Raw genomic sequence first — 25,882 nt, 5'->3', positions numbered from 1 at the left:
CGCGTGGGCGCGCGAGCGGCGCGCGAGGTCGAGGCGCGAAAGCCGCCCGTCCGGTGCGCGGCGTCTGGCAGAGTTCGTCCCGTCGGCCGAGGGGGCGGACGGTGACGTGCGGGGGGACGGGTTGAGCGGGGCGGCGGACGGCGTGGGCCGGGAGCCCACCGCGGCGACGGTGCGGGAGGACCTGCACGAGGACCTGCGCGAGGACGCGCGGGCACGGCGCCGCGCCCGAGCGGTCACGTGGACCGTGCTGGGCGTCATCGCGCTGGGTGCGCTGGTGGAGGCCGAGGCGTGGCCGGTGACCGCGTTCCGCCTGTTCAGCACGGTGCGAACCGCGGACGGCGCGTCGCTGCGGCTCGTCGTGACGGGGACGGACGGCGTGCGCGTGACCGTCCCGATGCCGGCCGACGCGCCGCTCGCGGCGACGTCCCACCAGCTCGCCGAGCTGCGCGACCTGCCCACGGGCGCCCGCCGCGAGAAGGTCGTCGCGTGGCTGCGCCTCGCGGGTCTCGACCCCGCGGCGTTCACCTCGGCGGCGGTCGAGCGGACCGCGTGGACCATGGACGGCGAGACGCGTGAACGGCACGAGCACGGGCCGACGACGGTGCTCGCGCAGGTGACGCTGTGAGCGTCTCGGCGCCGGAGCGCCGTCCAGCCGTGCGCAGCCGTGACGGCCGCGTGCGCGCGCTCGTCGGGACGCTCGACGCCCGGCTGACCGCGCCCGGGCCGGGCTACCGGCTCCGCGAGGTCCACACGCTCGTCGCGCTCGTGATCGGGCTGCGTCTCGTCGCGCGCGACTGGGCCGCGATCGCCGAGCGGCCGGCCGCGCTGACCGACGGCCTGACGCTCGTGTCGTGGCTGCCGGCGGCGCTGCCCGCGTGGCTACCCGTGACGCTCGCGGTGCTCGGCACGGCGGGGGTCGCGCTGGTGCTCGCGCGGCGCCGCGCGCACGCCGGGTTCGTGCTCGCGTGGGTCTGCTACGCGGTGCTGTGCGCGTCGTGGGGCTCGTCGGGCAAGGTGCTGCACAACGACGTGCTGACGGTGTGGGTCGCGGTGCCGCTGCTGTTCGCGCGCGTGCCGCGCCGCGACCAGGACGACGAGCGTGCGGTGGTGTGGGGGTGGCCGCCGCGCGCGGCGCTCGCGGTGCTGGCGCTCGTCTACTGGCTCACGGGCGCGCAGAAGCTGCGGCACTCGGGGATCGGGTGGGCGCTGTCCGACAACATGACGTGGGTGCTGCGGCAGGGCACGTCGCCGCACGCGGCCGGGGTCGCGCAGTGGGTCGCGGACCACGCGGTGCTGGCGAGCGGGCTCGCGACTGGTGCGCTGCTGCTCGAGCTGACCGCGCCCGTGTGGCTGCTGTGGCGCCGCACGCGCGCACTGTTCGCGCTCGCGGTCGCGGTGATGCACGCCAACATCTGGCTGTTCCTGGGGATCGACTACTCGGCGTGGGTGCTCACGGCGGTGGCCGTCGCGGTGCCGATGAGCCTCGCCACGGGCCGCCGCCTGGAGGACGTGAGACCGGTGCGCGCCGCGATCGGACGCAGTTAATCGTTTCATTCGGACAAATCTCCGCGCGTCGCCCGCCAAGATGCCACCCAAGCGGGTCGCCGGACCTCGGCACCCCGCGGCCGGCTCTCCCCACGATCCCCGGCCACCCCCGACGCAACGCTGCGAGGCGCCATGTCCGTGCTGTCCGCCTGCGACCTCGTCGCACGCACCGGATCCCCGGCCGAGCTGCGCGGTGCCCACCTCGAGGTCCACGACGGCGAGGCCGTTGCCCTGCTCGGGCCCGCCCGCTCCGGCACCACCACGATGCTCCAGGCGCTCGCCGGCCTCGTGCACCCCCTGCGCGGCCGCGTCCGCCTCGACGGCCGCGACCTCGCGACGCTGCGCCCGCACGAGCTCGCCGCCACGCGGCTGAGCGCGCTCGGCCTCGTCTTCCCCGACGACGACCTGCTCCCCGAGCTCACGCTCGTGCAGAACGTCGAGCTGCCCCTGCTGCGCATGGGCGTGCCCGGCACCGAGGCCCGCCAGCGCGCCGCGACCCTGCTCGGCCGGCTCTTCGTCGGCGCCGGTGCGGACCACCTGCCCGAGGCCGTCTCGTTCGGTCAGCGCCAGCGCGCCGCGGTCGCGCGCGCGCTCGTCCACCGCCCCCGCGTCGTGCTCGCCGAGGACCCGACCGCGGGCCTCGACTCGTGGCGCGCGCTCGCGCTGTTCGGGCTGCTCGTCGCCGTCGCGCGCGACTGCGGCACGGCGGTCGTCGTCGCGACGCAGGACCCGGAGCTCGCGTGCCTCGCCGACCGCGTGGTCGAGCTGCGCGACGGCCTGCTCGTCGAGCGTCCCGTGGCCCGCACCTACACGCGCTGACCGCTCGTCGTCGGCACCCCGACGACGAGGCGCGGCTCAGACGTCGTCGCGCGTGCGCGCCTCGCGCAGGTCGCGGGTCAGCTCGTCGGCCACCAGCAGGTCGTTGCGGACCTTGCCCGTCCGGTACCCCGCGCGTCCCACCATGTGCGCCGCGACGGGCGCCGTGAGCAGCCCGAACACCGCGACGAGCACGAGCGCCCACACGGCACCGCCCGAGCGCAGCCGCAGCCCGAGCCCGACGAGCACGAGGACGAGCCCCAGCACCTGCGGCTTGGTCCCGGCGTGCATCCGCGCGAGCAGGTCGGGGAACCGCAGCGCCCCCACCCCCGCCGCGAGCACGAGGAACGAGCCGCCCAGCAGCGCCACGACCGACACCACGTCCGCGAGGGTGTCCCAGCCCGAACCTGCGGTCATCGCACCTCTCCCTCCGCGCCGCCGCCGTGGTGCTCCTCGGGCTCCGCCGCGGGCCGCAGCTCGGCCTCCTCGGCCTCGCGCCGGGCGGCCTCCTCGGCCGCGACCTCCTCGCGCGTGCGCACCCGGCCCTCACCCTCGGGCTCGACGGCCGCGAACCGCGCGACCGTCACCGATCCCACGAAGCCGACCAGCGACAGCACGACGAGCACGGGCACCACGTCGGTGCGCCGCTGCGCGGCCGCGTACAGCGCGAACGCCGCGATCACCGCGGTCACCGTGATGTCGAGCGCGATGGTCCGGTCCAGCATCGAGGGACCCCGCTCGGCCCGCACGATCGCGAGCGCCGCACCCACCGTGATCATGGCCGCGCAGACCAGCACCACCCACGTCATCCGCGCACCCCCGCCGTCTCGGGGCCCAGCAGACCCGCCGACCGGAGCTCGGCACGTGACGCGAACGCCCGCAGCACGCGCTCCTCCTGGTCGAGCACGGCCTGCCGCGCCGCCTCGATCCCGCCCGCCGCGCGCACGTCGAGCACGTGCAGGTACAGCCGGCCGGTGAGCCGGTGCGCCTCGACGACGAGCGAGCCGGGCACGAGCGAGCACAGCTCCGCGGTCATCGTCAGGTAGAGGTCCGAGTGGCTGCGCAGCTGCACGCCGATCACCGCGCCGTGCGGGGTGTACCGCGGGCGCAGGGCCAGGAACGCGACCTCGAACGACGCGCGCAGCAGGTCCCACGCGAACCGCGCGAACAGCCGGACCACGCCCCACGGGTGCACCGTGCCGTGGAAGTCGACCGACGCCATGCGCAGACCCAGCGTGACGAGCAGCGCGAGCGTGACGCCCGCGACGACGTTCGCGGCGCTGAGGTCGCCCCACAGGAACACCCACACGACCGTCAGCCAGACGACCGTGCCCCAGGGCAGGCGGCGCGCGCGCCGCGGGTGCAGGCTCACGGCTCCGCCCCCGTCCGCGCGTCCTCGTCGGCGCCCTGGCGTCGCGCGTCCTCGTCGGCCACGTCCGCGGACTCGCCCTCGCCCCGCTCGCCGTCGGGCAGCACCGCGCGGATGTACGTGGTGCGCAGCGCGAACGCGTTGGCCGCGCGCTCGGTGTACGCGTACAGCGGCCCGGCCGCGAACGTCAGCCCGAGCCCGACGAGCACGAGCGCGGCGGTCGGTCCGACCATCCCGAACGGCAGGCGCCCCGGGCGGGGCTCGTCCTGCGGCGACTGCCAGAACGCCTTGTTCCACGCCTTGACCAGCGCGTACAGCGTGAGCAGCGACGTGACGACGGACCCGACCACGAGCAGGTACGCGAGCGGTGTGCCGGCGTCGACGCCGGCCTGCAGGAGCCCGAGCTTGCCGAGGAACCCCGACAGCGGTGGGATCCCCGCGAGGTTCATCGCGGGCACGAAGAACAGGATCGCGAGCACCGGGGCGAGCTTCGCCAGGCCGCCGAGCCGGGTCAGCGACGTGGACCCGCCCACCCGCTCGACGAGGCCGACGACGAGGAACAACGCGGTCTGCACGGTGATGTGGTGCGCCACGTAGTACACGGCCGCGGTCCAGCCCGCCTCGGTGGACAGCGCGATGCCGAAGATCATGTAGCCGATGTGGCTGACGAGCGTGAACGACAGCAGACGTTTGATGTCGTCCTGCGCGACCGCGCCCAGGATCCCGACGACCATCGTCGCGAGCGCCGCCCACATGAGGACGTCGTCGAGCCGGCCGCCCGGGAACAGCAGCGTCTGCGTGCGGATGATCGCGTACACGCCGACCTTGGTGAGCAGGCCCGCGAACACCGCGGTGACCGGTGCGGGCGCGGTCGGGTACGAGTCCGGCAACCAGGCCGAGAGCGGGAACACGGCCGCCTTGACCGCGAACGCGAGCAGCAGCAGCACCTGCAGCGTGAGGCGCACGTCCGGGTCGATGTGCGGCAGGCGCAGCGACAGCTGCGCGAGGTTGACGGTGCCCGTCGCGGCGTAGATCGCCGCGAGCGCGACGAGGAACAGCACCGACGACAGCAGCGCGACGACGACGTAGATGGTGCCCGCACGGATCCGGTCGCGCGTGCCGCCGAGCGTGATGAGCACGAACGACGCCGCGAGCAGGATCTCGAAACCGACGTAGATGTTGAACAGGTCGCCCGAGAGGAACGCGTTCGCGACGCCCGCCGCGAGCACGAGGAACGTCGGGTGGTAGATCGAGACGGGTGCGGACTCCTCGTTGTCGTCCCGGCCCTGCGCGAGCGAGTACAGCAGGACGCACAGCGTCACGGCCGACGAGATCGTCAGCATGAGCGACGAGAGCCGGTCGGCCACCAGGTTGATGCCCACGGGCGCGGCCCACCCGCCGACGTCGACCACGAGCGGGCCGTCGTCCGCGAGCACGAGCAGCGCGACGGACGCGAGGAGCACGAGCGCGAGCGCGGTCACCGAGACCACGGGCTGCACTCGCGGGCGGCGGTACATCGCGAGCGTCAGGCCCGCGCTGAACAGCGGGATGACGACCGGCAGCGGCACGATCCAGGTCCAGTCGGTCACGGTGTCACCCCCTGTTCGCGGCGCGGTTCCTGGCCGGGCACGGCTCCCTCGTCGGTCTCGTCGCGGGCCTCCTCGGCCTCCTCGTCGAGCGACTGCGCGGTCGCCTCGGTGTCGGCGTCGGTGACCGCGCGTTCGTCGATCGCCGCGAGGCGCGCGATGCGCCGGTCCTCGACGTCGTCCTGCACCTCGTCGTGCCGCTGCAGCTGCCACGACCGGTACGCCATCGCGAGCAGGAACGCGGTCATGCCGAGCGTGATGACGATCGCGGTGAGGACCATCGCCTGCGGGAGCGGGTCGCTCATCTGCCCCTCGGCGGCCGTCCCCACGATCGGCGGCCGTCCCGCGCGGCCACCCGCGACGAGGAACAGCAGGTTCGCGCCGTTGCCCAGCAGGATCACGCCGATCAGGACGCGCGACAGCGACCGTTCGAGCAGCAGGTACACGCCCGCCGCGAACAGCACGCCGATCGCGACGACGAGCGTCAGGTTGGGGGTCATGTCGATCACCGGCGCTCACCCGCCTCGCTGAGCAGGTCCGTGCCCTCGGCGAACGCGGGGTCCTCGCCGGTCTCGGCCCGGCGGTCCAGCTCCGCGCCGAGCGAGCGCAGGATGTCCAGGACGAGCCCGACGACGACGAGGTACACGCCGATGTCGAAGAACAGGCTGGTCACCAGGTGCACGTGCCCGATCACCGGCACGTGGAAGTCGATGATCCAGGACCGCAGCACGGACCCGCCGACGACGAGCCCGACCAGCCCCACGCCCGCGGACAGGAACAGCCCCGTGCCGAGCAGCAGACCCGGCTGCACGGGCGCGGCCTCGCCGAGCTCGTACCGCCCGCCGGCGAGGTAGCGCACGATCAGCGCGATGCCCGTCACGAGGCCTGCGGCGAACCCGCCACCCGGCGCGTTGTGCCCGCTGAACAGCAGGAACACCGAGTAGACGACCATCGTGTGGAACAGCAGCCGCACGACGACCTCGAAGATCACCGACCGGCGCTGGGGCGCGAGCGTCGCGACCGCGCTCAGCCACACCCGGTTGGTCGCGGGCGCGTCGACCCGCGCCTGGTCGGTGCCGCGGCGCAGCGCGGCCATCGGGTCGGTGCCCGCCCACACCTTGTGCTCGTTGATGGCCTCCTTGGCGCGGAAGATCTGCCCCGTGCGGCGCGAGAGGAACACGAGCGACGCGACGCCCGTCGCGGCCACCAGCAGCACCGAGATCTCGCCCATGGTGTCCCACGCGCGGATGTCCACCAGCGTGACGTTGACGATGTTCTTGCCGCCGCCCCAGCTGACGGCCTCGTCGGCGAAGTGCTCGGTCACGGGCGCGTGCACGCGGGCCCACGGTGCGACGAGCGCGACACCCGCGACGGTCAGCCCGACCGCGAGGCCCAGCGCGAGCCGCAGCCAGCGCGACGCGGCGAGGGGCCGGTCGGAGAAGTACGGCGGGATGCGGCGCAGCACGAGCACGAACACGACGAGCGTGACGGTCTCGGTGAGCACCTGCGTGAGCGCGAGGTCCGGCGCACCCTGCAGCAGGAACAGGCCGGCGACGGCGTAGCCGCCGATGCCGAGCAGGATCACGGCCTTGAGCCGGCGGCGCGCCCGCGCGACGAGCACCGCGGACACGACCGCGGCCGCCGCGAACAGGACCTGCCCGGGGTGGTCCCACGCACGCACGGCCTGCGGCCACCGGCCGCCCGCGAGCAGGCTCGCGCCCACGCCGACGACGAACACGACCAGCACGATGCCGAGGTAGAGCGGCAGCGACCCGCGCTGCGTGGTCGCGGTGACGTCGGCCGCCACGTCGTCGAGGCGGCGCATCGAGCGCCGGTAGAGGTGGTCCGCGTCCGGGCCGCGGTAGGTGAGGCGGCTCTGCAGCACCTCGACGCGCTCGCGCACCGCGAACAGCGCGGCGCCCGAGCCGAGGATCACGAGCGTGAGGACGAACGTGGGCGTGAACCCGGCCCACAGCGCGAGGTGCCCCGGCTCGCCCGCGGGCAGCGTGGCCGCGTACGGCTGGAGCAGGTGCTCACCGAGGTGCGGCAGGAGCGCGGCGACGAGGCCGAGCAGCGCCAGGACCATCGCGGGCCACACGAGCAGCAGCGACGGGTGGGAGATGGCGGCGGGCTCCGCGTCCGGCTGGGTCGCGACGCGGCTCGTCGCGCCCGGGCCCCGCGCGCCGTCGGCCTGCGTCGCGGCGGCCGCCGCCGCGAGCGCGGACTCGGGGATCACGGCCCGCTTCGTCGCGAACGCGCCCCACCACAGCCGCAGCCCGTAGGCGACGGTCAGCGCCGAGCCGACCGCGACGCTGACGAGCACGACCAGCCCGACCGTGTGGTCCTCGAGGTGCTCGATCGCCTCGAGACCGGCCTCCTTGGCGACGTACCCCGCGAACGGCGGCAGCCCGATCATGCTCGCGGTGCCGAGCGCGCCCGCGAGCGCCGTGAGCTTGAGCTCGCGCCCCACCCCGGACAGCCGCCGCAGGTCACGCGTGCCGGTCGCGGCGTCGACCACGCCGACGACGAGGAACAGCGTCGCCTTGAACATCGCGTGCGCGCCGAGCATCGCCAGGCCCGCGAGCGCGGTCGCCTGCGTGCCGAGCCCGACGAGCAGCGTGATGAGGCCGAGCTGCGAGACGGTGCCGAACGCGAGCACGAGCTTGAGGTCGTGCTGGCGCAGCGCGCGGTAGCCGCCCAGCAGGAGCGTGCCGCAGCCGAGCACGACGATCGTCCAGCGCCACAGCGTGTGGTGGGAGTACGCGGGCGCGAACCGTGCGACCAGGTACACCCCGGCCTTCACCATGGCCGCGGCGTGCAGGTACGCCGAGACGGGGGTGGGTGCGGCCATCGCGGCGGGCAGCCAGAAGTGGAACGGGATCAGCGCGGACTTCGTCGCGGCACCCGCGAGCAGGCACGCGATCGCTGCGGTGGCGACCGTGCCGCCCGGCGGGTCCGCGATCACCTCGCTCAGCCGGTACGTCCCCGCGGTCTCGCCCAGCAGGACCACGCCGACGAGCATCGAGAGCCCGCCCGCGGTGGTGATGACGATCGCCTGCATCGCGGCGCGACGGCTCGCCTTGCGGTCGCTGTAGTGCCCGATCAGCAGGTAGGAGGTGACCGTGGTCAGCTCCCAGAAGATGAACAGCAGGATCATGTCGTCGGACGTGACGAGCCCGAGCATCGCGCCGGCGAACGCGACGAACACGCCGCCGAACCGCCCGAGCCCCTGTGCGGACGCCGAGAAGTACGCCGCGCAGTAGACGAGCACGAGCGCACCGACGCCGCCGACGACGAGCGTCATGAGCCAGGACAGCGTGTCGAGGCGGAACGTCAGCTCGAGCCCGAGCTGGCCGACCCACTCGACGCTCTCCACGGGCCCTTTGCCGGCCCGCACCTGCGACGTCCAGCTGAGCGCCCACACCGCGGCGGACGCCGGGGCGAGCGCGAGGGCCCAGAACGCCTTGCGACCCCACAGCCGGACGAGCGTGGGCGCGGCGAGGGCTGCTGCGAGGTGGATGACGAGCAGCAGCAGCACGCGGGCGAGCTCCGTCCTGTCGGGGCGCATCACCGTCGTCCGGATCGTTCCGGACGACGCCGTGCGTGGGCAGGGGATCGGTCAAGACTCTACCAACGCCTCGCCCCCGAGCGGCTGCCGGACGGCCGCGCAGCCGTGTGACATGGACCCTCCCCGCGCGCCCCGGGGGCGGTCGGTAGGTTGTGCGGCGTGAACGGGGTGCAGTGGGTGGGGGTCGTGGTCGTCGTGGTGGCGACCGTCGCCGGCGTGTGGTCGTTCGCGCGCGGGGTCACGACGATCGTGCGCACGGTCGGCGTGGGGCGGCCCGCACCGGGGCGCCTGGCGCCCGTCGGCACCCGCCTGGCGACCCTGGCGCGCGAGGTGCTCGGGCACGGGCGCTTCCAGCACCGGCCCGTGGTGCGCGCGGCGCACTGGGTGGTCATGGTCTCGTTCCCTGTCCTGTTCGTGACGGTCGCGACCGCGTACGTGCAGGTCGTCGACCCGTCCGGCGCGCTCCCGCTCGTCGGGCACCTGTGGCCGCTCGAGTGGGCGGTGGAGGCGCTCGCGTGGACGTCGCTCGTCGGGATCGTCGTGCTGCTCGTCCTGCGCCTGCGGATCCGGCCGCGCACCGCGCAGCCGCTCGCCCAGCAGCGTCGCTCGCGGTTCTTCGGCTCGACGCAGTGGCAGGCGTTCTACGTCGAGGCCACGATCGCCGCGGTCGTCGTCGCCGTGATCGCGTTGCGCGGCCTGGAGTACGCGCTGCAGGCGGCGGCCGGCGAGGGCACGGCGAGCGCGCTGCACTTCCCGCTCACCGCGTGGCTCGGGCAGCTGTGGCAGGGCGCGTCGACTAGCGCGCTGGAGACCGCGGTCGTCGTGCTGGCCACCGTGAAGATCCTGGTCTCGATGGCGTGGCTCGTGGTCATCGGCCTGCAGCCCACCATGGGCGTCGCGTGGCACCGGTTCCTCGCGCTCGTCAACGTGTACGCGCGCCGCGAGCCGGACGGCACCCCCGCGCTCGGCCCGCTGCAGCCGCTCACGCTGGCCGGCGGCACCCCGGTGGACCTCGCGGCCCTCGAGGACCTGCCCGACGACGCGCGCCTGGGCGTCGGCGCGATCGAGGACTTCACGTGGAAGGGCCTGCTCGACTTCTCGACGTGCACGGAGTGCGGCCGCTGCCAGGACCAGTGCCCCGCGTGGGCCACGGGCAAGCCGCTGTCCCCCAAGCTCGTCACGCTCGCGCTGCGCGACCACGCCGCCGCGACCGCCCCGTACCTGCGCGCACCGGACGGCACGCGCACCCCCGACGACGAGCACGCGGGCCTCGACCTCATCGGCACCGGCGTGATCGACCCCGACGCGCTGTGGGCGTGCACCTCGTGCGGCGCGTGCGTGCAGCAGTGCCCGGTGGACATCGAGCACGTCGACGCGATCGTCGACATGCGCCGCTACCAGGTGCTCATGGAGTCCGCGTTCCCCAAGGAGCTCGGCGGCACGTTCACCAAGCTCGAGCGCCAGGGCAACCCGTGGGGTCTGCCCGCCCGCGCACGCCTCGACTGGGCCAAGGGACTCGACTTCTCGGTGCCCGTCGTCGGGGCGGACGTCGAGTCCGCCGCGGACGTCGACTACCTGTTCTGGGTCGGGTGCGCGGGGGCGTACGAGGACCGCGCCAAGCGCACGACGAGGGCCGTGGTCGAGCTCCTGCACGCCGCGGGGGTGTCGTTCGCGGTGCTCGGCGACGGCGAGACCTGCACGGGCGACCCCGCCCGGCGCGCGGGCAACGAGCTGCTCTACCAGATGCTCGCCGCGCAGAACGTCGAGGTGCTGAACGAGGTCGGCGCGACGCGCATCGTCGTGACCTGCGCGCACTGCTTCAACACCATCAGCCGCGAGTACCCGCAGCTCGGCGGCCGGTACGAGGTCGTGCACCACACCGTGCTGCTGGACCGGCTCGTCTCCGACGGCCGCCTCACGCTGCTGCCCGCCGACGACGAGCGCACCGTCACCTACCACGATCCCTGCTTCCTGGGCCGGCACAACCAGGTCTACTCCCCGCCCCGCGAGCTGCTCGGGGCGATCCCCGGTGTCACCGTGGCGGAGATGCCGCGCTCCGGTGCGGACTCGTTCTGCTGCGGCGCGGGCGGCGCTCGCGTGTGGATGGAGGAGTCCATCGGCACGCGCATCTCGACCACCCGCGCGACCGAGGCGCTCGGCACCGGCGCGGACATCATCGCCACCGCGTGCCCCTACTGCACGGTCATGCTCACCGACGGCGTCGCCGCCGCGCGCACCGCCGACGCGGGCTCGTCGTCGGGCGCGCAGTCCGGCACCCAGGTCGGCGTCCCGGAGGTCGCCGACATCGCCGTCCTCCTCCGCGACCGCCTCGACGCCCCCACCACCTGACCCCCGCTCAGCCGCCCCCGCCCCGGCCACGACCACCCCACGACCCCGCCCTCGCTCCGGGTAACCGCCCCCGGAGCCGGAGCAACGACGGCCTCGCCGACTCCCCTCCCGCGACCCCGCGGTTGCTCCGGGAATGACCACCGAGAGCCGGATCAACCGCGGGCTGGCCGGACTGCCCCTCCCGCGATCCTGCGGTTGCTCCGGGTATGGCTACCGAGAGCCGGATCAACCGCGGGCTGGCCGGACTGCCCCTCTCGCGACCCTGGGGTTGCTCCGGGTGTGGGCCGCGGGAGCCGGAGGAAGGGCGGGGTCGGTGGGGGTGTGTGCCGGGGTCAGAGGTCGTCGGGGGCGATGAGGAAGTCGTCCTCGTCGGCGATCTCGCCGCCGACCGCCGCGTGCAGCGCGCGGGCGATCGCCTGGACCACCGGGGCGCTGCGGGTGCGGGCGACGCGGTGCTCGAACGACGGCTTCTCGAGCTCGAGCTCCTCGACGAGCATCGGCTCCCAGCGCACGCGGTACGCCACCACGCCGTGCTCGGTCCACGGCAGCCCCTGGAGCAGCGGCGGCAGCGCGGTCTCCTCGGACGCCTCGACCGCGACCATCCCGTCCACGCCGAGCTCGACGAGCACGCCGTACGACTCGGCGGCGGGCGGCGCGGCCAGCATGAGCTCGTCGAACGCGGCAGCCTCCTGCGCGAGGCGCCGACGCTCGTCGGGGTCCAGGACCCCGTGCTCGAGGAGCGCGTCGCGCAGCCCGGACCCGCCCGGCTCGGGCATGCCGGCGAGGGTGTGCCGCTCGGCGCGTCCGGCTCCCGCCATGGGACCGGACCACTCGCTCGTCGGGACCGACAGCCGCGCCCGCGGCGCGGCGCGCTGCACCACGGCGAGCGCCTCGTCGGGCTCGACCCACCGGTCGGAGAACACGGTGAGGTCGATCGCGGACTCCATGTCGGGCTGCAGCACCACACCGTTCTGACCGGTGCGCACGGCGCCGCCGAGCCGCCGCGCGGCGGCGACGAGCCACAGCAGGACGCGCTCCTCCTCGCGGTTCGGGTAGCCGTCCGGGAACGCGCGCTTGAGCCCGTGCCGGTCGCCACCGGGTGCGGGCCGGACGCCCCGGTCGCGGGGGCACGCGACGTCGAACGCGGTGACGGTCGTGACGGGCAGGCCGAGCGCGACCGCGTCGGCCTGCGTGACGGCGTACGGGCCGGTGAGCGTGGAGTGCCGGTTGAGCCGCAGGACGCGCGCCTGCGGCCGGGCGGCGCCGATGCGGATGCCGAGCGCGGCGGTCAGGGGCCGGGCGCGCTGGCCGGTCGGGTCCGCGTCGGGCTCCTCCCAGCGCGCGTTGAGGAACCGGCTGGCGGCCAGCACCTCGACCTCGTCGGGCTCGACGCCCTCGGGCAGCGCGAGCAGGTGGCGTCCGCGCAGGCCCTCGTCGGACAGGGGAAGACGCGGCAGGTCACGCGTCATCGCGTCACACCTCCGTGCGGTGGAAGCTCTGCCAGGAGCGGGACGCCGTCGGGCCACGCTGGCCCTGGTAGCGCGAGCCGTAGCGCTGCGAGCCGTACGGGTGCTGCGCGGCCGACGACAGCCGGAAGAAGCACAGCTGGCCGATCTTCATGCCCGGGTAGAGCACGATCGGCAGGGTCGCGACGTTCGAGAGCTCGAGCGTCACGTGACCGCTGAAGCCGGGGTCGACGAAGCCCGCCGTCGAGTGCGTGAGCAGGCCGAGGCGGCCGAGCGACGACTTGCCCTCGAGGCGCGCCGCGATGTCGTCGGGCAGCGTCACCCGCTCGAACGTCGACCCGAGGACGAACTCCCCGGGGTGCAGCACGAACGTCTCGCCCGCCGGCACCTCGACGAGGCGCGTGAGGTCCGGCTGCTCGGCGGCGGGGTCGATGTACGGGTACTTGTGGTTGTCGAACAACCGGAAGAACCGGTCGAGCCGCACGTCGATGCTCGACGGCTGGATCATCGCGGACTCGTAGGGCTCGAGTGCCACGCGGCCTGCGTCGAGCTCGGCGGTGATGTCGCGGTCGGAGAGCAGCACGCGCCCACGGTAGTGCCCCGCGCGCGGGCATGGTGTCAGTGCGGTGCACGCCCCGCTATAGTCCTGTCTCGTGAGACGCATGGGAGCGCTCTCGCACGCACACGTTCCGCCCCTGCACCACCCCGCTCCACACCTGACCATCCACGGGTCGTCGGCGGCACCGGAGGCACGGCAGCACCGGTCCGCGCGGCCCGCCACGCAGCACTGCGACGAGCACTGCGACCAGCACGGCGAGAGGCACCTCCATGCGTTACGGGCACTTCGACGACGAGGCACGCGAGTACGTCATCACGACGCCGCACACCCCGTACCCGTGGATCAACTACCTGGGCTCCGAGCAGTTCTTCTCGCTGCTGTCGCACCAGGCCGGCGGGTACTCGTTCTACCGCGACGCCAAGATGCGCCGCCTGACGCGGTACCGCTACAACAACATCCCGGCCGACGCGGGCGGCCGCTACCTGTACGTCAACGACGGCGGCGACGTGTGGACCCCGTCGTGGCTGCCGGTCAAGGCGGACCTCGACCACTTCGAGGCACGCCACGGCCTGGGCTACTCGACGATCACGGGTGAGCGCGGCGGCGTGCGCGTCGAGACGCTGTTCTTCGTACCGGTCGGCGAGAACGCCGAGGTGCAGAAGGTCACCGTCACCAACACGTCCGACTCCTACAAGTCGCTCACGCTGTTCTCGTTCGTCGAGTTCTGCCTGTGGAACGCGCAGGACGACCAGACGAACTACCAGCGCAACCTGTCGATCGGCGAGGTCGAGGTCGAGCAGGAGAGCCCGCACGGCTCGGCGATCTACCACCGCACGGAGTACCGCGAGCGCCGCGACCACTACGCGGTGTTCGCGGTGAACACGCAGGCCGAGGGCTTCGACACCGACCGTGACACGTTCGTCGGCGCGTACAACTCGCTCGGCGAGGCCGCGGTGCCGCTCAAGGGCGAGTCCGCGAACTCGGTCGCGTCCGGCTGGTACCCGATCGGCTCGCACTCCGTCGCGGTGTCCCTCGCCCCCGGCGAGTCGCGCGAGCTCGTCTACGTCCTCGGCTACGTCGAGAACCCCGACGAGGAGAAGTGGGCCGACGAGGCGAAGCAGGTCGTCAACAAGGAGCGCGCGCACGCGCTGCTGTCCCGGTTCGCGACGTCCGAGCAGACGGACGCGGCGTTCGCGGCGCTCAAGGACTACTGGACCGACCTGCTGTCGACGTACTCGGTCAGCTCGAACGACGAGAAGCTCGACCGGATGGTCAACATCTGGAACCAGTACCAGTGCATGGTCACGTTCAACATGTCGCGCTCGGCGTCGTTCTTCGAGACCGGGATCGGCCGCGGCATGGGCTTCCGCGACTCCAACCAGGACCTCCTGGGCTTCGTCCACCTGATCCCGGAGCGGGCGCGCGAGCGGATCATCGACATCGCCTCGACGCAGTTCGCGGACGGCTCGGCGTACCACCAGTACCAGCCGCTGACGAAGCGCGGGAACAACGACATCGGCTCGGGCTTCAACGACGACCCGCTGTGGCTGATCGCGGGCACCGCGGCGTACATCAAGGAGACCGGCGACTTCTCGATCCTCGACGAGCCGGTGCCGTTCGACAACGAGCCCGGCTCCGAGGTCCCGCTGTTCGAGCACCTGACGCGCTCGTTCGAGTTCACGGTCACGCACCGCGGCCCGCACGGCCTGCCGCTGATCGGCCGCGCCGACTGGAACGACTGCCTCAACCTCAACTGCTTCTCCACGACGCCCGGTGAGTCCTTCCAGACCACCGAGAACCAGGCGGGCGGGGTCGCGGAGTCCACGTTCATCGCCGCGCAGTTCGTCCTGTACGGCGAGCAGTACGCCGAGCTCGCGGCGCGCCGCGGCCTGGCCGACGTCGCCGACCGGGCGCGCGGCCACGTCGCCGAGATGCGCGACGCGCTGCTCACCGACGGCTGGGACGGCTCCTGGTTCCTGCGCGCGTACGACTACTACGGCAACCCGATCGGGACCGACGCGCACGACGAGGGCAAGATCTGGATCGAGCCGCAGGGCTTCGCCGTCATGGCGGGCGTCGGCGTCGGCGAGGGCCCGCAGGACACGGACGCCCCCGCGATCAAGGCGCTCGACTCGGTCAACGAGATGCTCGCGACCGACCACGGCATGGTGCTCCAGTACCCCGCGTACACCACGTACCAGGTGCACATGGGCGAGGTCTCCACGTACCCGCCGGGGTACAAGGAGAACGGCGGCATCTTCTGCCACAACAACCCGTGGGTGATCATCGCCGAGACGGTCGTGGGCCGCGGTGCGCGCGCGTTCGACTACTACAAGCGCATCACGCCCGCCTACCGCGAGGACATCTCCGACGTCCACCGCCTCGAGCCGTACGTGTACGCGCAGATGATCGCGGGCAAGGAGGCGGTCCGCCACGGCGAGGCCAAGAACTCCTGGCTCACGGGCACCGCTGCGTGGAACTTCGTCACGGTCTCGCAGTACCTGCTGGGTGTGCGGCCGGAGTACGACGGGCTCGTCGTCGACCCGCAGATCGGCCCGGACGTGCCGTCGTTCACCGTCACGCGCGTCGCGCGCGGGGCGACGTACGAGATCACGGTGACGAACTCGGGCACCGACGGCTCGCGCGGCCGGCTGGTCGTGGACGGCACGCCGGTCGAGGGCAACCTCGTGCCGTACGCCCCCGCCGGGTCGACGGTCCGCGTCGACGTGACCCTCTAGCCGCCACCGCACCATCGGCTCGTCGTGGACAACCGGCACTTCCGGTTCGTCCCGCGTGCCACCATGGCGTGCCACAACACGGATCCACGGGAGAACACACATGCGCGCCATCACACGGATCGTCGGCACGGGGGCTGCGGCGGTCCTCGCGCTCTCGCTCGCCGCCTGCGGCTCGGACTCGGGCCCGTCGGAGCAGGAGACGAAGGCCCCCGCGGGGACCTCCGCCACGCCCGCGCCGGAGAAGGACGACGACGGCGGTGAGGAGATCACCGCCGAGACGCTGTACTCCGCCCTGGCCAGCCAGGTCGGCAAGGACACGTCCTACCGGATGACCTCGACCACGCCCGGCGCGGCGGGGACGTTCGAGGGTGTCGTCGTCGTCAAGGGCGGCAAGACCAGCATGTCGATCGTCAGCGAGGCCGCCGGCGCCAAGACGCGCATCGTCCTCACCGACGGCGCGTACTACATGGACCTCGGCGAGATGAGCGACAACAAGTTCATCAAGATCGACCTGTCCGACGAGACGAACCCGTTCGGCGCGATGCTCGGCCCGATCGAGGACATGGGCGACCTGTCGAAGAGCTTCGCGGGCTTCAAGGACTCCGTGGAGTCCATCAAGAAGGTCGGCGAGGAGGACCTCGACGGGGTCTCGACGACGCACTACGTCGTGACGGTCGACCCGTCCGCAGCGGTCGCCGCCATGGGCGACGGGACGGTCCCGACGGACGCGGCCTCGGCGCTCGAGGACGTCGCGTACGACCTGTGGCTCGACGACGAGAACCGCCCCGCCAAGATGGTCATCGACATCGCGGGCGAGAAGATGACCACCACGTACACCGACTGGAACGACTCGAGCCTCACGGTCGTCGCGCCGAGCGGTGACGAGCTCTCGCCGCTGACGTGGGAGGAGCTCATGTCGGGCGCGGGCGGCCTCGGCGGCTGACCCACCGGCACGGACGCCACGAGGGCCGGGACGCAGCGCGCGTCCCGGCCCTCGTGCTGTCCTGCGAGCGCGGCGCCGCTCGCCGTGCACCCGGGTGGGTGAACCTGGTCGATCGGGACTCCCGTACCTGGGTCGGCCCGCCACGGGGTGCCACCATCGGAGCGCACACATCACTTCTTCGCCCAGGGGGATCCGCGCATGCGCGCCGTCACTCGCACCTTCGCCGCCGCGACGAGCGTGGCGCTCGCGCTCACCCTCGCCGCGTGCGGCTCGTCGTCGGACGACGACGCCCGCTCGAAGCCCGCCGGCACGCCCGAGGCGACCGCGGCGCAGACCCCGGCCGCGCCGGACGCCGCCGCGGGCGAGCCCGCGTCCTACTCCACCGAGGAGTTCGCGAAGGCGGTCAACGCGGCGAGCGTCGACGTGACGTCCTACCGCATGACCATGGAGAGCTCCGGCAGCGGCGTCGAGATGACCTACGAGTACGAGATGGTCCTCGACGGCGACACCATCGCGATGAACATGGACTTCGTGTCGCAGGGGGTCGCGACGCGGTCGCGGTGGGTCGACGGCATGTTCTACATGAACCTCGGTGAGATGTCGCAGGACAAGTTCGTGACCATCGACCCCGCCGACGCCGAGAACCCCCTGGCGGCTGCCGTGCCGGACCTGGACGCGCTGTCCCAGCTGGGCCGCAACGCCGAGCTGCAGGAGGGCTCGCTGCTGTCGAGCGAGGACCTCGGCGTCGAGGAGGTCGAAGGCGTGCCCGCCCGGCACTACCGGGTGACGGTCGACACCCGCAAGTACCTCGAGGCGCTCGGCTCGGCGTTCGACCCCACGCTCGCCGAGGCGCTCGAGTCGATCCCGCCGAGCATGGAGGGCGACTACTGGGTCAACGCCGACGACCGGCTCGTGCGCACCGTCTCGGAGTTCATGGGCATCACGTCGACGACCACGATGCGCGACTGGAACGACCCGAGCATCGTCGTGACCACGCCCGGCGCGGACGAGCTCGTCGACTGGCACGAGCTCGAGGACGCCTTCGGCGCGTGAGGCGCAGACGCGCGCTGATCAGAACCGCAGCGTGAGCGTGCGGCCCCAGGCGTGCCGCGCGTACGTCTCGAACCCGAGACGGTCGTAGAACGCGATGCCGCCGGCGTTGCGCTCGCTGACGCCCAGGTGCAGGCCGTGCACGCCGCGGCTGCGCAGCGCGTCGGCGAGCGTCGCGACGAGCTGGCGGCCCCAGCCCTGTCCCTGCAGCCGCGGTGCGAGGTCGATGTGCAGGTGCGCGGGGAACTCGTCGTAGTACGGCTCGGGTGCGGTGGGCCAGCCGTGGATGCGGTCGACGAGGACGTGGTCCTGCGTGCCGTCGCCCGGGTCCGGGACGCGGGGGTACTGCGCGCGCAGCGTCGGCCACCAGTGCGCGTCGAGCCAGCGCAGGAACTCGCGGGAGTCGGCGGTCGCGACGACGTACCCGCCGACGCCGTGCTCGTCGGCCAGGACGAACGTCAGGCCCGGGTCGGCGACCGGGTAGGGACCGGCGTAGACGTGACCGAGCAGGTCGGGGTTGCGGTAGAGCGCGCTCGCGTCGCCGCCGGCGTCCCCGGTGAGCAGGCACAGCCGGTAGAGCCCTGCGAGGTCGACCGGGTGGAACGGACGGATCGTCGGCGCCATGCCCCGATCCCACCACGTCCCGCCGCGACGCACGCCCCCGTCCACCCCCTGACCCCGCCCGCGCTCCGGCTGCACGGCCCGGTTCCCGGAGCAACCACGGGCTCGCGGGAGTAGGCGGCGCCGAGCCCGCGCTCGCTCCGGCTCTGCGGCGCGGTTCCCGGAGCAACCACGGGCTCACGGAGGGTGGGGCGGGGGCGGCCGCGCGGACGGCAGGGGCACGGGGAGCGGAGGTTACGGAGTAGTAACTTACGGTGGCGTAGGTTACGCTGAGGCATGACCTGGAACGGCCCGGCGACCGACCGCACGCCCGACGACGCGGCCCGCCGACCCGCGGCCCCCGCCGCGACCTCACCCGTCACCCTCCCCCCGCTGCCCGACGAGCCGCTCACCGCGGGCCTCGCGCGCGCCGCCGCCGACCACGGCGACCGCATCGCCGTCGACTTCCTCGGCGCGACGACGACGTACCGCGCCCTGGCCGACGAGGTCGCCCGCGCCGCCGGTGCGCTCGTCGCGCTCGGCGTACGCGCCGGGGACCGCGTCGCGATCGCGCTGCCCAACTGCCCGCAGCACCTCGTCGCGTTCTACGCGGTGCTGCGGGTCGGCGGCGTCGTCGTCGAGCACAACCCCACCTACTCCGCCGACGAGCTCGCGCACCAGCTCGCGGACTCCGGGGCGGCCGTCGCGCTGACCTGGACCAAGGCCGTGCCCGCGGTGCTCGAGGCCCGTGAGCGGACGGCGGCCCTGGCCGACCTGCGGGTCGTCGCCGTGGACCTCGCGCACGACCTGCGCGCACGCGACCGGCTCGCGCTGCGGCTGCCCGTCGCCAAGGCTCGCCGCACGGCCGCCGCGATGCGTGGGCCCGTGCCCGGCGACGTCCCGCTGTGGCACCGGCTCGTGCGCGCCGCGGACCCGCTGCCCGCGTCGCACCCCGAGCCCACCTCGTCGGACATCGCCCTGCTGCAGTACACCGGCGGGACCACCGGGACCCCCAAGGCCGCGGTGCTCACGCACGCCAACCTCGTCGCGAACGCCGAGCAGGGGCACGCGTGGACGCGGCACGAGCGCGGGCGCGAGGTCGTCTACGGCGTGCTGCCGTTCTTCCACGCGTTCGGCCTGACACTGTGCCTGACGTACTCGATGCGGATCGCCGCGACGCTCGTCGTGCTCCCGTCGTTCGACCCGACGCTCGTCCTCGCGGCGCAGCGCCGCCGGCCCGGAACCTTCATCCCGGCCGTGCCGCCCATGCTCGACCGCCTCGTCACCGCCGCCGAGCAGCAGGGCGTCTCGCTGCGCTCGTTCACGCGCGCGATCTCGGGGGCGATGGCGCTGCCGGCCGCGACCGCGCGACGCTGGGAGGAGGCGACCGGCGGGCTCGTCGTCGAGGGCTACGGCATGACCGAGACGTCCCCCGTCGCGCTCGGCAACCCGTTCGACGCGACGCGGCGGCCGGGTGCGCTCGGCCTGCCGTTCCCGGGCACCGAGGTGCGCGTCGTCTCGCAGGAGGACCCGACGCTCGACGTCGCGCCCGGCGAGGCCGGTGAGCTGCTCGTGCGCGGCCCGCAGGTCTTCGCGGGCTACTGGAACCGGCCCGACGAGACCGCGGGGCAGCTCCTGGCGGACGGCTGGCTGCGGACCGGCGACGTGGTGCGCGTCGACGACGACGGGTTCGTCCTGCTCGTCGACCGCATCAAGGAGATGATCGTGACCGGCGGGTTCAAGGTGTACCCGTCGCAGGTCGAGGACCACCTGCGCACCATGCCGGGCGTCGCGGACGTCGCCGTGGTCGGCGTGCCGGGCGGTGACCTGGGCGAGTCCGTCGTCGCGGCCGTCGTGCTGCGCGAGGGGCACGAGGTCGACCTCGCGGCGGTGCGCGAGTGGTGCGGGCGGCGCCTCGCGCGCTACGCCGTGCCGCGGCGGATCGTCGTGCTGCCCGACCTGCCGCGCTCGCAGGTCGGCAAGGTACTCCGGCGCGTCGTGCGAGACCAGGTGCTCGCGCTGCCCGTGTGACGTTCCTGCGCAGATCGGCCGCAACCGGCCCCTGGCGGGCGGGACGGGTGCCAGACTGCACGGATGTTCTCGAGGTTCGCCGTCATCGGCACGCTCGCACTCGCCCTCGTCGCCGGCTCGCTGGCCCCCGCCACCGCGGCCACCACGACCGTCACCTACACCGGACGCGTCACCGCCGCGGGCAAGGCCCTGCCCAAGCCCGTGCACGTGCGCTGGTACGAGCCCGCGACGGGGCTCAACGCCTCGACGCTCACACGGGCCGACGGCACGTACTCGCTCCTCGTGCCGGGGCGCGTGTCGCAGTGGGTGCTGGTGGCCAACCCGTACGAGGCCGAGCGCTCGTACTACGACAACTACCAGGACCTGCGCACGTTCGCGCCGCAGTACGTGGGCGCGGACGGCGCCACCGACCACGCCTGGGAGGGCCTCGAGCTGCGTCCGGCGCCCACGGAAGACGCCACGGTCGACATCGACCTCGTGCCGGCGGGGACCGTCGTCGGGACGGTCACCGGCGGAGGTGAGGGGACGGAAGTTTTCCTGGAGCGCGCCGACGGCGGCCGGACGTTCGTCGACGGCAAGCGGGTGCGCGACGGCTCCTACGTGTTCCGGTTCCTGATCCCGGGCCGGTACCGCATCCTCGTACACCGGGGTGGGACCTGGACCCCGGTGCACACGACGACCGTGACGGTGCTCGGCGGTGACGAGATCCCGGTCCGCACCGACCTGCGCGCCGGCGGGACGGTCACGGGTCGCCTGCTGCGGTCCGGCCGTCCGGTCGCCGGCGTCGAGGTCACCCTGGCGGGCACGTACTTCGCCCGCAGGCTCACGAGCGACGCGCAGGGCCGCTACCGCGCGGACGACGTGCCGCCCGGCACGTACCGCATCAGCGAGTCCGGCGACGAGAACGGGTGGACGTCGGGCTCCGGCCTGCTCAAGGTCACGTCGAACGCGACGACGACCCGCGACCTCACGCTGGTGCGTGAGGGCCGGCTCACGGTCGACGCAGGCGGGCAGGACGTCGCGCTCGCCGACGCCGACGGCACCTGGCGGCGATGGCTCTTCAGCGACCACAGCCTGACGCTGCCGCCCGGTCAGTACCTCGTCTGGACGAAGGCGAAGAGCGGCTGGTCGCGCACCGCCGTGACGATCCGCTCCGGCAAGCTGACGCAGACCGGGAAGCTGCGTGCGGACCACCCGTTCGTGACCGTCCGCGGGAAGATCACGGGCGGCGGCGCGTCCACGACCTCCCGGCCCAAGACGGTCCGCGTCTGCGACCTCATGTGCGACGTCCCGCCGACGGGCTTCACCCCCGCGCCCGTCAGCGTCGCTGCGGACGGGACGTTCGTGGCCACCTCGGTCATCCCGGGGGCTGTCTCGGTCACCGCGAGCCAGAAGGGCTGGCAGCCCGTGACGAAGAAGACCGTCACGGGAGGGTCGTCGACGAGGGTCGACGTGCGCCTGACCACGCAGGGCGGCGCGCTGCGCGTGAAGCTGGTGACGCCGAACGGCGTCCCGTTGACCGGCCGGGTCAGCCTGACGAGCGACACCGTGACCGAGTCCTTCTGGCTCGAGAACGGCTCCATCGACACGTGGGACGGCCGGATCGCGCCCGGGACGTACCGGATCACGTCCGACAGGATCCTGGGCTCGCGCGGCGCGGCCACGCCGTTCTGGCTCGACGTGCCCGGCACGTTCACCGTGCGGCCGGGCGAGAGGTTGGACCTGGGCACCGTGCGGACCGTGCTGCAGCGATAGGAAGCGTGTGACCGTGCTGACGCCCTCCCGTCCACAGACCCGGCCGAACCGCACCGCAGCGGACGCGACGAGTGCAACAATCGGCGGATGCTCTCGAAGTCCGCCGTCGTCGGCGTCGTCACGTTCGCCCTGGTGACGGCTGCGACGGCGCCCGCCGCCGCGGCCGAGGACGACGTGACCTACACCGGCCGCGTGACCGCCGCCGGTGCCGCCCTCACCGGTCAGACGCACGTGGGCTGGTTCGAGCCCGCGAGCGGGGACTACCACTCGGTGGTCACCGCGCCGGACGGCACCTACTCGCTGCCGGTCCCGGTGACCGCGTCCGAGTGGGTGCTCGTCGCGAACGACGAGTACGGCGACCCGCGCACGTACGCGCCGGAGTTCGTCGGCGCCGACGGGCAGAGCGACTACGCGTGGCAGCCGCTCGTCCTGCGCCCCGACGCGGCGCAGGACGCGACGGTCGACATCGACCTCGACCTGCGCGGCTCGATCGTCGGGACCGCGGCCGGGTTCACGCCCGGACGCGCGTGGGTCGACCTCAAGCGCGCCGACGGCAAGGGGTACCTGTACGACGCGCAGCGCGACGTCCAGGACGACGGCACGTTCCAGTTCCGCGACCTCGTGCCCGGCCGCTACCGCGTGATCCTGCAGCCGAGCCGCGGTGGTCGCACGGCGACGACGTCCGACGTCGTGACGGTTCGGCCGGGGCAGGAGGCCACGCTGTCGATGGTCGGGTCGAAGGGTGGCACCGTCACCGGGCGCCTGCTCGGGTTCGGCAAGCCCGTCGCCGGCGTGCGCGTCACCATCAGCGGTGACGGCGCCCCGGCCGACACGACGACCGACGCCCAGGGCCGGTACCGGTTCTCGGGCCTGCCGGCCGGCACCTACCGGGTCGCGGAGAGCGGCCAGGACAACGGGTGGCGCTCGGGCAGCGGGCTCGTCAAGGTGACGGTGGGTGCGACGACGACGCGCGACCTCACGCTCGAGCGCGAAGGGGCCCTGGTGGTGCGCGCCCCCGACCAGCTCGTCGTCCTGGCGCGGGCGGACGGCACCCGGGTGCGCGAGCTCGACCGCACGCGCATCACGGCCGCGCCCGGCACGTACTACGTGTACGCGGCGAGCGGCCTGCGCTGGACCCGCACGCTCGTCACGATCCGCGCGGGCAAGGTCACCGACGCCGGGACCATGCGGCCGGACAAGGCGTTCGTCAGCCTGCGTGGCGCGGTCACGGGCGGCGACACGGGCGACGGCGCGAAGAAGCGGACCGTCGCCGTGTGCGACGTCCTGTGCGGCGGCACCGACGGCCGCGCGGCCACCGTCCGCGCCGACGGGACCTACCGGGTGACCGGGCTCGTGCCCGGCATCGCGCACGTGCAGGCCGAGCAGACCGGCTGGCAGCCCGGCCGGGTCACCGCCCGCATCGGCACGGCGTCGACGACGAACCTGCAGCTGAGCCTGACGACCGAGAACGCCCGGGTGCGCGGCGTGCTGCGCTACCGCGGTGCGCCGGTCACGGGCACCGTGACGTTCTCCCGCAACGACGCGCCCGGTCTGATGCGCGAGCTCACGGGCGGCACGCTCGACACGGGCGCCGCACGCCTCGCGCCCGGCACGTACCGCATGACGCTGAACGCCTCCGCGGGCAACGTGCTCGTCGGCGCGCCGTTCTGGTACGACCTGCCGAGCGCGCTGACCACGGTGACCGTGAAGCCCGGCCAGACCCTCGACCTGGGCACCGTCGAGGTCGCGTTCCGCCGGTAGCGGGACCCGCCGCGGTCGACCCCACGATGGTGGCGCGGAGCGTGCTGCCGCTGCCACACTCCTGACATGCTGCGACCCTCCGGCGCCCTGCTCGCCACCACAGCGCTCCTGCTGGGCGGGCTGACCCCCGCCACGGCCGCTGACGACGTCGTCTACAGCGGACGCGTCACCGCGGAGGGCGAGGCCCCGCCGCGTCCGGTGCAGGTCTCCTGGCGGGAGCCCGCCACCGGCCGGACCGGCACCACGACCACCTCGGCCGACGGCACCTACGCGCTCCCGGTGCCCACGGACGCGACGGCCTGGGTGCTCACCGCCAACACCGGCGCCGACGACCCGCGGACGTTCGCACCCGCGTACGTCGGGGCGGGAGGCCGGACGGACTACGCCTGGCAGGGCGTCCCGCTGCGCCCCGCGGCCACGGCCGACGCGACCGTCGACATCGACCTCGACCGGACCGGGTCGGTCGGCGCCACGGTCGCAGGCGCCGAGAGCCCCAGCGCCCACGCGTGGATCCAGCGGCTCGACGGGACGCCGATCCGCGGCCAGCACGCCAACGGGATCGAGGACGGCAAGGTCCAGTTCCGGTACCTCGTCCCCGGGCGCTACCGCATCCAGGCGTGGCTCAAGAGCGGCGTCGAGATCACGTCGGACGTGGTGACGGTCCGGGCGGGCGAGCGCTCCACGACGAGCCTGCCCGCGACACCTCCGGGGACGGTCACGGGCCGCCTCGTCGGGTCCGACGCGCCCCGACCCGGCGTCGAGGTCACCCTGCAGTCGGCCGACGCCGACGGCCGCTACCTCCGGAGCACCACGAGCGACGCGACCGGTCGCTACCGCTTCACGCGGGTGCCCGTGGGCACCTACCGCCTCGCCGAGAGCGCGGACGACAACGGCTGGTCCTCGGGCTCCGCGCTGCTGAAGGTCACCTCGGGCGCGACGACGACACGCCACCTGACGCTCACGCGCGAGGGGACGATCTACGTTCCCTCGGCGGACGGGACCGTCTACCTGGCCGACGCGAACGCCAAGGGGATCCGCCAGCCCCTCCGGTCCCGGTTCACCGTCCCGCCCGGCCGGTACTACGTGTACTCGATAGGCGACCTCTGGATCCGCAAGCCCGTCACGGTCCGCGCGGGCAAGGTCACCACCACCGGGCACCTGCGCGGGAACAGGACGGCCGTGGCCCTGGCCGGCAACGTGACGGGCGGCGACAAGGGGACCTGGCAGGACCCGCGGCGGGAGGTCGTCGTGTGCGGCGTCGACTGCGTCGACTACACCCATGGTGCGGCCGTCGGGAGGAACGGCGACTTCGTGGCGAGGGGTCTCGTACCCGGAGCGGCGCGCGTCACCGTCAGGCAGAAGGGGTGGGTCTCCACGGAGACCGACACGCAGATCGACGACGGGGGGTCGAGGATCGCGCTGCGCCTGACCGAGAGGCAGGGGAGCGTGCGGGTACGCCTGTACTACCGGGGCGTCCCGTTCGACGGCAACGTCAACCTGATGCAGCACGGCTCGGTCACGTCCTCGTGGGACCACCCCGCCCACGGGCTCTACACCGGGGCTGCGGTCGACCCCGGCACCTACCGCCTCACGCTCTCACCCTCCATCGGGCACACCCGCGACGACGAGGTGCCCTACTGGTACACGCTGCCCGCCGCCTACCGCGTCATCACCGTCGAGCGGGGCAAGAACCTCGACCTCGGTGACGTGGAGCTCGTGCTGAACCGCTGACCGGGCCGGCGCCGC

Annotated in this window: 20 protein-coding genes; 11 read left to right on the top strand and 9 right to left on the bottom strand. The window is 73.5% G+C overall.

The window, feature by feature from the left end; all coding sequences use genetic code 11:
- The first annotated feature begins 106 nt into the window (after window positions 1–106).
- The 3 genes from ACT17Q_RS00735 (at window position 107) to ACT17Q_RS00725 (ending at window position 2,364) form a co-directional block, all read left to right on the top strand.
- Complete coding sequence (locus ACT17Q_RS00735; protein WP_444664016.1) at window positions 107–625, top strand: hypothetical protein; 519 nt, start codon at window positions 107–109, stop codon at window positions 623–625.
- Window positions 622–1,545: a hypothetical protein gene (locus ACT17Q_RS00730; RefSeq protein ID WP_444664014.1), complete on the top strand. Its 924-nt coding sequence runs from the start codon at window positions 622–624 to the stop codon at window positions 1,543–1,545. The genes ACT17Q_RS00735 and ACT17Q_RS00730 overlap by 4 nt, the downstream gene beginning before the upstream one ends.
- A 132-nt stretch (window positions 1,546–1,677) precedes the next feature.
- Window positions 1,678–2,364, top strand: a complete 687-nt coding sequence (locus ACT17Q_RS00725; RefSeq protein WP_094181324.1) for an ABC transporter ATP-binding protein — start codon at window positions 1,678–1,680, stop codon at window positions 2,362–2,364.
- Window positions 2,365–2,400: 36 nt separating this feature from the next.
- Here ACT17Q_RS00725 and mnhG read toward each other — a convergent pair whose 3' ends face one another.
- Genes mnhG through ACT17Q_RS00695 form a run of 6 tightly spaced genes read right to left on the bottom strand, consistent with a single transcriptional unit; the run spans window position 2,401 to window position 8,854 of the window.
- The gene (gene mnhG, locus ACT17Q_RS00720; RefSeq protein WP_094181325.1) at window positions 2,401–2,778 is read right to left on the bottom strand and encodes a monovalent cation/H(+) antiporter subunit G; all 378 of its coding nucleotides are present in this window, start codon (window positions 2,776–2,778) and stop codon (window positions 2,401–2,403) included.
- On the bottom strand, window positions 2,775–3,170 hold the full coding sequence (locus tag ACT17Q_RS00715; protein ID WP_141321042.1) for a monovalent cation/H+ antiporter complex subunit F: 396 nt from the start codon (window positions 3,168–3,170) through the stop codon (window positions 2,775–2,777). The genes mnhG and ACT17Q_RS00715 overlap by 4 nt, the downstream gene beginning before the upstream one ends.
- A complete protein-coding gene (locus ACT17Q_RS00710) occupies window positions 3,167–3,733 on the bottom strand; it encodes a Na+/H+ antiporter subunit E (protein WP_141321040.1) in 567 nt (188 codons plus the stop codon). Before ACT17Q_RS00710 ends, ACT17Q_RS00715 begins: the two co-directional genes overlap by 4 nt.
- Window positions 3,730–5,319, bottom strand: coding sequence for a Na+/H+ antiporter subunit D (locus tag ACT17Q_RS00705; RefSeq protein ID WP_444664011.1), 1,590 nt, complete (start codon window positions 5,317–5,319; stop codon window positions 3,730–3,732). Before ACT17Q_RS00705 ends, ACT17Q_RS00710 begins: the two co-directional genes overlap by 4 nt.
- Window positions 5,316–5,816, bottom strand: coding sequence for a Na(+)/H(+) antiporter subunit C (locus ACT17Q_RS00700; protein WP_141321038.1), 501 nt, complete (start codon window positions 5,814–5,816; stop codon window positions 5,316–5,318). The genes ACT17Q_RS00705 and ACT17Q_RS00700 overlap by 4 nt, the downstream gene beginning before the upstream one ends.
- Before the next feature lie 5 nt (window positions 5,817–5,821).
- Window positions 5,822–8,854, bottom strand: coding sequence for a Na+/H+ antiporter subunit A (locus tag ACT17Q_RS00695; protein WP_444665419.1), 3,033 nt, complete (start codon window positions 8,852–8,854; stop codon window positions 5,822–5,824).
- 189 nt (window positions 8,855–9,043) lie between these two features.
- Here ACT17Q_RS00695 and ACT17Q_RS00690 point away from each other — a divergent pair, with 189 nt between their 5' ends.
- Complete coding sequence (locus ACT17Q_RS00690; protein ID WP_444664009.1) at window positions 9,044–11,233, top strand: (Fe-S)-binding protein; 2,190 nt, start codon at window positions 9,044–9,046, stop codon at window positions 11,231–11,233.
- Window positions 11,234–11,565: 332 nt separating this feature from the next.
- Here ACT17Q_RS00690 and ACT17Q_RS00685 read toward each other — a convergent pair whose 3' ends face one another.
- On the bottom strand, window positions 11,566–12,702 hold the full coding sequence (locus tag ACT17Q_RS00685) for a hypothetical protein (RefSeq protein ID WP_444664007.1): 1,137 nt from the start codon (window positions 12,700–12,702) through the stop codon (window positions 11,566–11,568).
- 4 nt (window positions 12,703–12,706) lie between these two features.
- A complete protein-coding gene (dcd, locus tag ACT17Q_RS00680) occupies window positions 12,707–13,282 on the bottom strand; it encodes a dCTP deaminase (protein WP_444664005.1) in 576 nt (191 codons plus the stop codon).
- Between the two features lie 245 nt (window positions 13,283–13,527).
- Between dcd and ACT17Q_RS00675 the strand changes: the two genes are divergently transcribed.
- The 3 genes from ACT17Q_RS00675 to ACT17Q_RS00665 all read left to right on the top strand — a co-directional run bounded on the left by ACT17Q_RS00675 (window position 13,528) and on the right by ACT17Q_RS00665 (window position 17,992).
- Window positions 13,528–15,996 carry a GH36-type glycosyl hydrolase domain-containing protein gene (locus ACT17Q_RS00675; protein ID WP_444664003.1) on the top strand — a complete coding sequence of 823 codons (2,469 nt, stop codon included), beginning with the start codon at window positions 13,528–13,530 and terminating at the stop codon, window positions 15,994–15,996.
- 100 nt (window positions 15,997–16,096) lie between these two features.
- Window positions 16,097–16,939 carry a hypothetical protein gene (locus ACT17Q_RS00670; protein WP_444664001.1) on the top strand — a complete coding sequence of 281 codons (843 nt, stop codon included), beginning with the start codon at window positions 16,097–16,099 and terminating at the stop codon, window positions 16,937–16,939.
- Between the two features lie 198 nt (window positions 16,940–17,137).
- The gene (locus ACT17Q_RS00665; RefSeq protein ID WP_444663999.1) at window positions 17,138–17,992 is read left to right on the top strand and encodes a hypothetical protein; all 855 of its coding nucleotides are present in this window, start codon (window positions 17,138–17,140) and stop codon (window positions 17,990–17,992) included.
- An 18-nt stretch (window positions 17,993–18,010) separates the two neighbouring features.
- Here the strand turns inward: ACT17Q_RS00665 and ACT17Q_RS00660 are convergent, their stop codons facing one another.
- Complete coding sequence (locus ACT17Q_RS00660; protein ID WP_444663997.1) at window positions 18,011–18,613, bottom strand: GNAT family N-acetyltransferase; 603 nt, start codon at window positions 18,611–18,613, stop codon at window positions 18,011–18,013.
- Window positions 18,614–18,886: 273 nt separating this feature from the next.
- Here ACT17Q_RS00660 and ACT17Q_RS00655 point away from each other — a divergent pair, with 273 nt between their 5' ends.
- The 4 genes from ACT17Q_RS00655 (at window position 18,887) to ACT17Q_RS00640 (ending at window position 25,867) form a co-directional block, all read left to right on the top strand.
- Entirely contained in the window at window positions 18,887–20,620 is a 1,734-nt protein-coding gene (locus ACT17Q_RS00655; protein WP_444663995.1) for an AMP-binding protein, read from the top strand.
- Window positions 20,621–20,683: 63 nt separating this feature from the next.
- Complete coding sequence (locus ACT17Q_RS00650; RefSeq protein ID WP_444663993.1) at window positions 20,684–22,375, top strand: carboxypeptidase regulatory-like domain-containing protein; 1,692 nt, start codon at window positions 20,684–20,686, stop codon at window positions 22,373–22,375.
- A gap of 87 nt (window positions 22,376–22,462) precedes the next feature.
- Window positions 22,463–24,136, top strand: a complete 1,674-nt coding sequence (locus ACT17Q_RS00645) for a carboxypeptidase regulatory-like domain-containing protein (RefSeq protein WP_444663991.1) — start codon at window positions 22,463–22,465, stop codon at window positions 24,134–24,136.
- 66 nt (window positions 24,137–24,202) lie between these two features.
- Window positions 24,203–25,867: an MSCRAMM family protein gene (locus ACT17Q_RS00640; protein WP_444663989.1), complete on the top strand. Its 1,665-nt coding sequence runs from the start codon at window positions 24,203–24,205 to the stop codon at window positions 25,865–25,867.
- Window positions 25,868–25,882: the final 15 nt, after the last annotated feature.

This window comes from Cellulomonas sp. CW35, from assembly GCF_052378485.1.
GTDB classification, from domain to species: Bacteria; Actinomycetota; Actinomycetes; order Actinomycetales; family Cellulomonadaceae; genus Cellulomonas; species Cellulomonas uda.
This window is presented reverse-complemented; position numbering and strand designations above follow the sequence as displayed.

Coding starts and splice junctions, on each gene's coding strand:
- ACT17Q_RS00670 (WP_444664001.1), top strand. CDS start 16,097: ATGCGCGCCATCACACGGATCGTCGGCACGGGGGCTGCGGCGGTCCTC.
- ACT17Q_RS00725 (WP_094181324.1), top strand. CDS start 1,678: ATGTCCGTGCTGTCCGCCTGCGACCTCGTCGCACGCACCGGATCCCCG.
- mnhG (WP_094181325.1), bottom strand. CDS start 2,778: ATGACCGCAGGTTCGGGCTGGGACACCCTCGCGGACGTGGTGTCGGTC.
- ACT17Q_RS00655 (WP_444663995.1), top strand. CDS start 18,887: ATGACCTGGAACGGCCCGGCGACCGACCGCACGCCCGACGACGCGGCC.
- ACT17Q_RS00700 (WP_141321038.1), bottom strand. CDS start 5,816: ATGACCCCCAACCTGACGCTCGTCGTCGCGATCGGCGTGCTGTTCGCG.
- ACT17Q_RS00650 (WP_444663993.1), top strand. CDS start 20,684: ATGTTCTCGAGGTTCGCCGTCATCGGCACGCTCGCACTCGCCCTCGTC.
- ACT17Q_RS00665 (WP_444663999.1), top strand. CDS start 17,138: ATGCGCGCCGTCACTCGCACCTTCGCCGCCGCGACGAGCGTGGCGCTC.
- ACT17Q_RS00715 (WP_141321042.1), bottom strand. CDS start 3,170: ATGACGTGGGTGGTGCTGGTCTGCGCGGCCATGATCACGGTGGGTGCG.
- ACT17Q_RS00660 (WP_444663997.1), bottom strand. CDS start 18,613: ATGGCGCCGACGATCCGTCCGTTCCACCCGGTCGACCTCGCAGGGCTC.
- ACT17Q_RS00645 (WP_444663991.1), top strand. CDS start 22,463: ATGCTCTCGAAGTCCGCCGTCGTCGGCGTCGTCACGTTCGCCCTGGTG.
- ACT17Q_RS00685 (WP_444664007.1), bottom strand. CDS start 12,702: ATGACGCGTGACCTGCCGCGTCTTCCCCTGTCCGACGAGGGCCTGCGC.
- ACT17Q_RS00640 (WP_444663989.1), top strand. CDS start 24,203: ATGCTGCGACCCTCCGGCGCCCTGCTCGCCACCACAGCGCTCCTGCTG.
- ACT17Q_RS00675 (WP_444664003.1), top strand. CDS start 13,528: ATGCGTTACGGGCACTTCGACGACGAGGCACGCGAGTACGTCATCACG.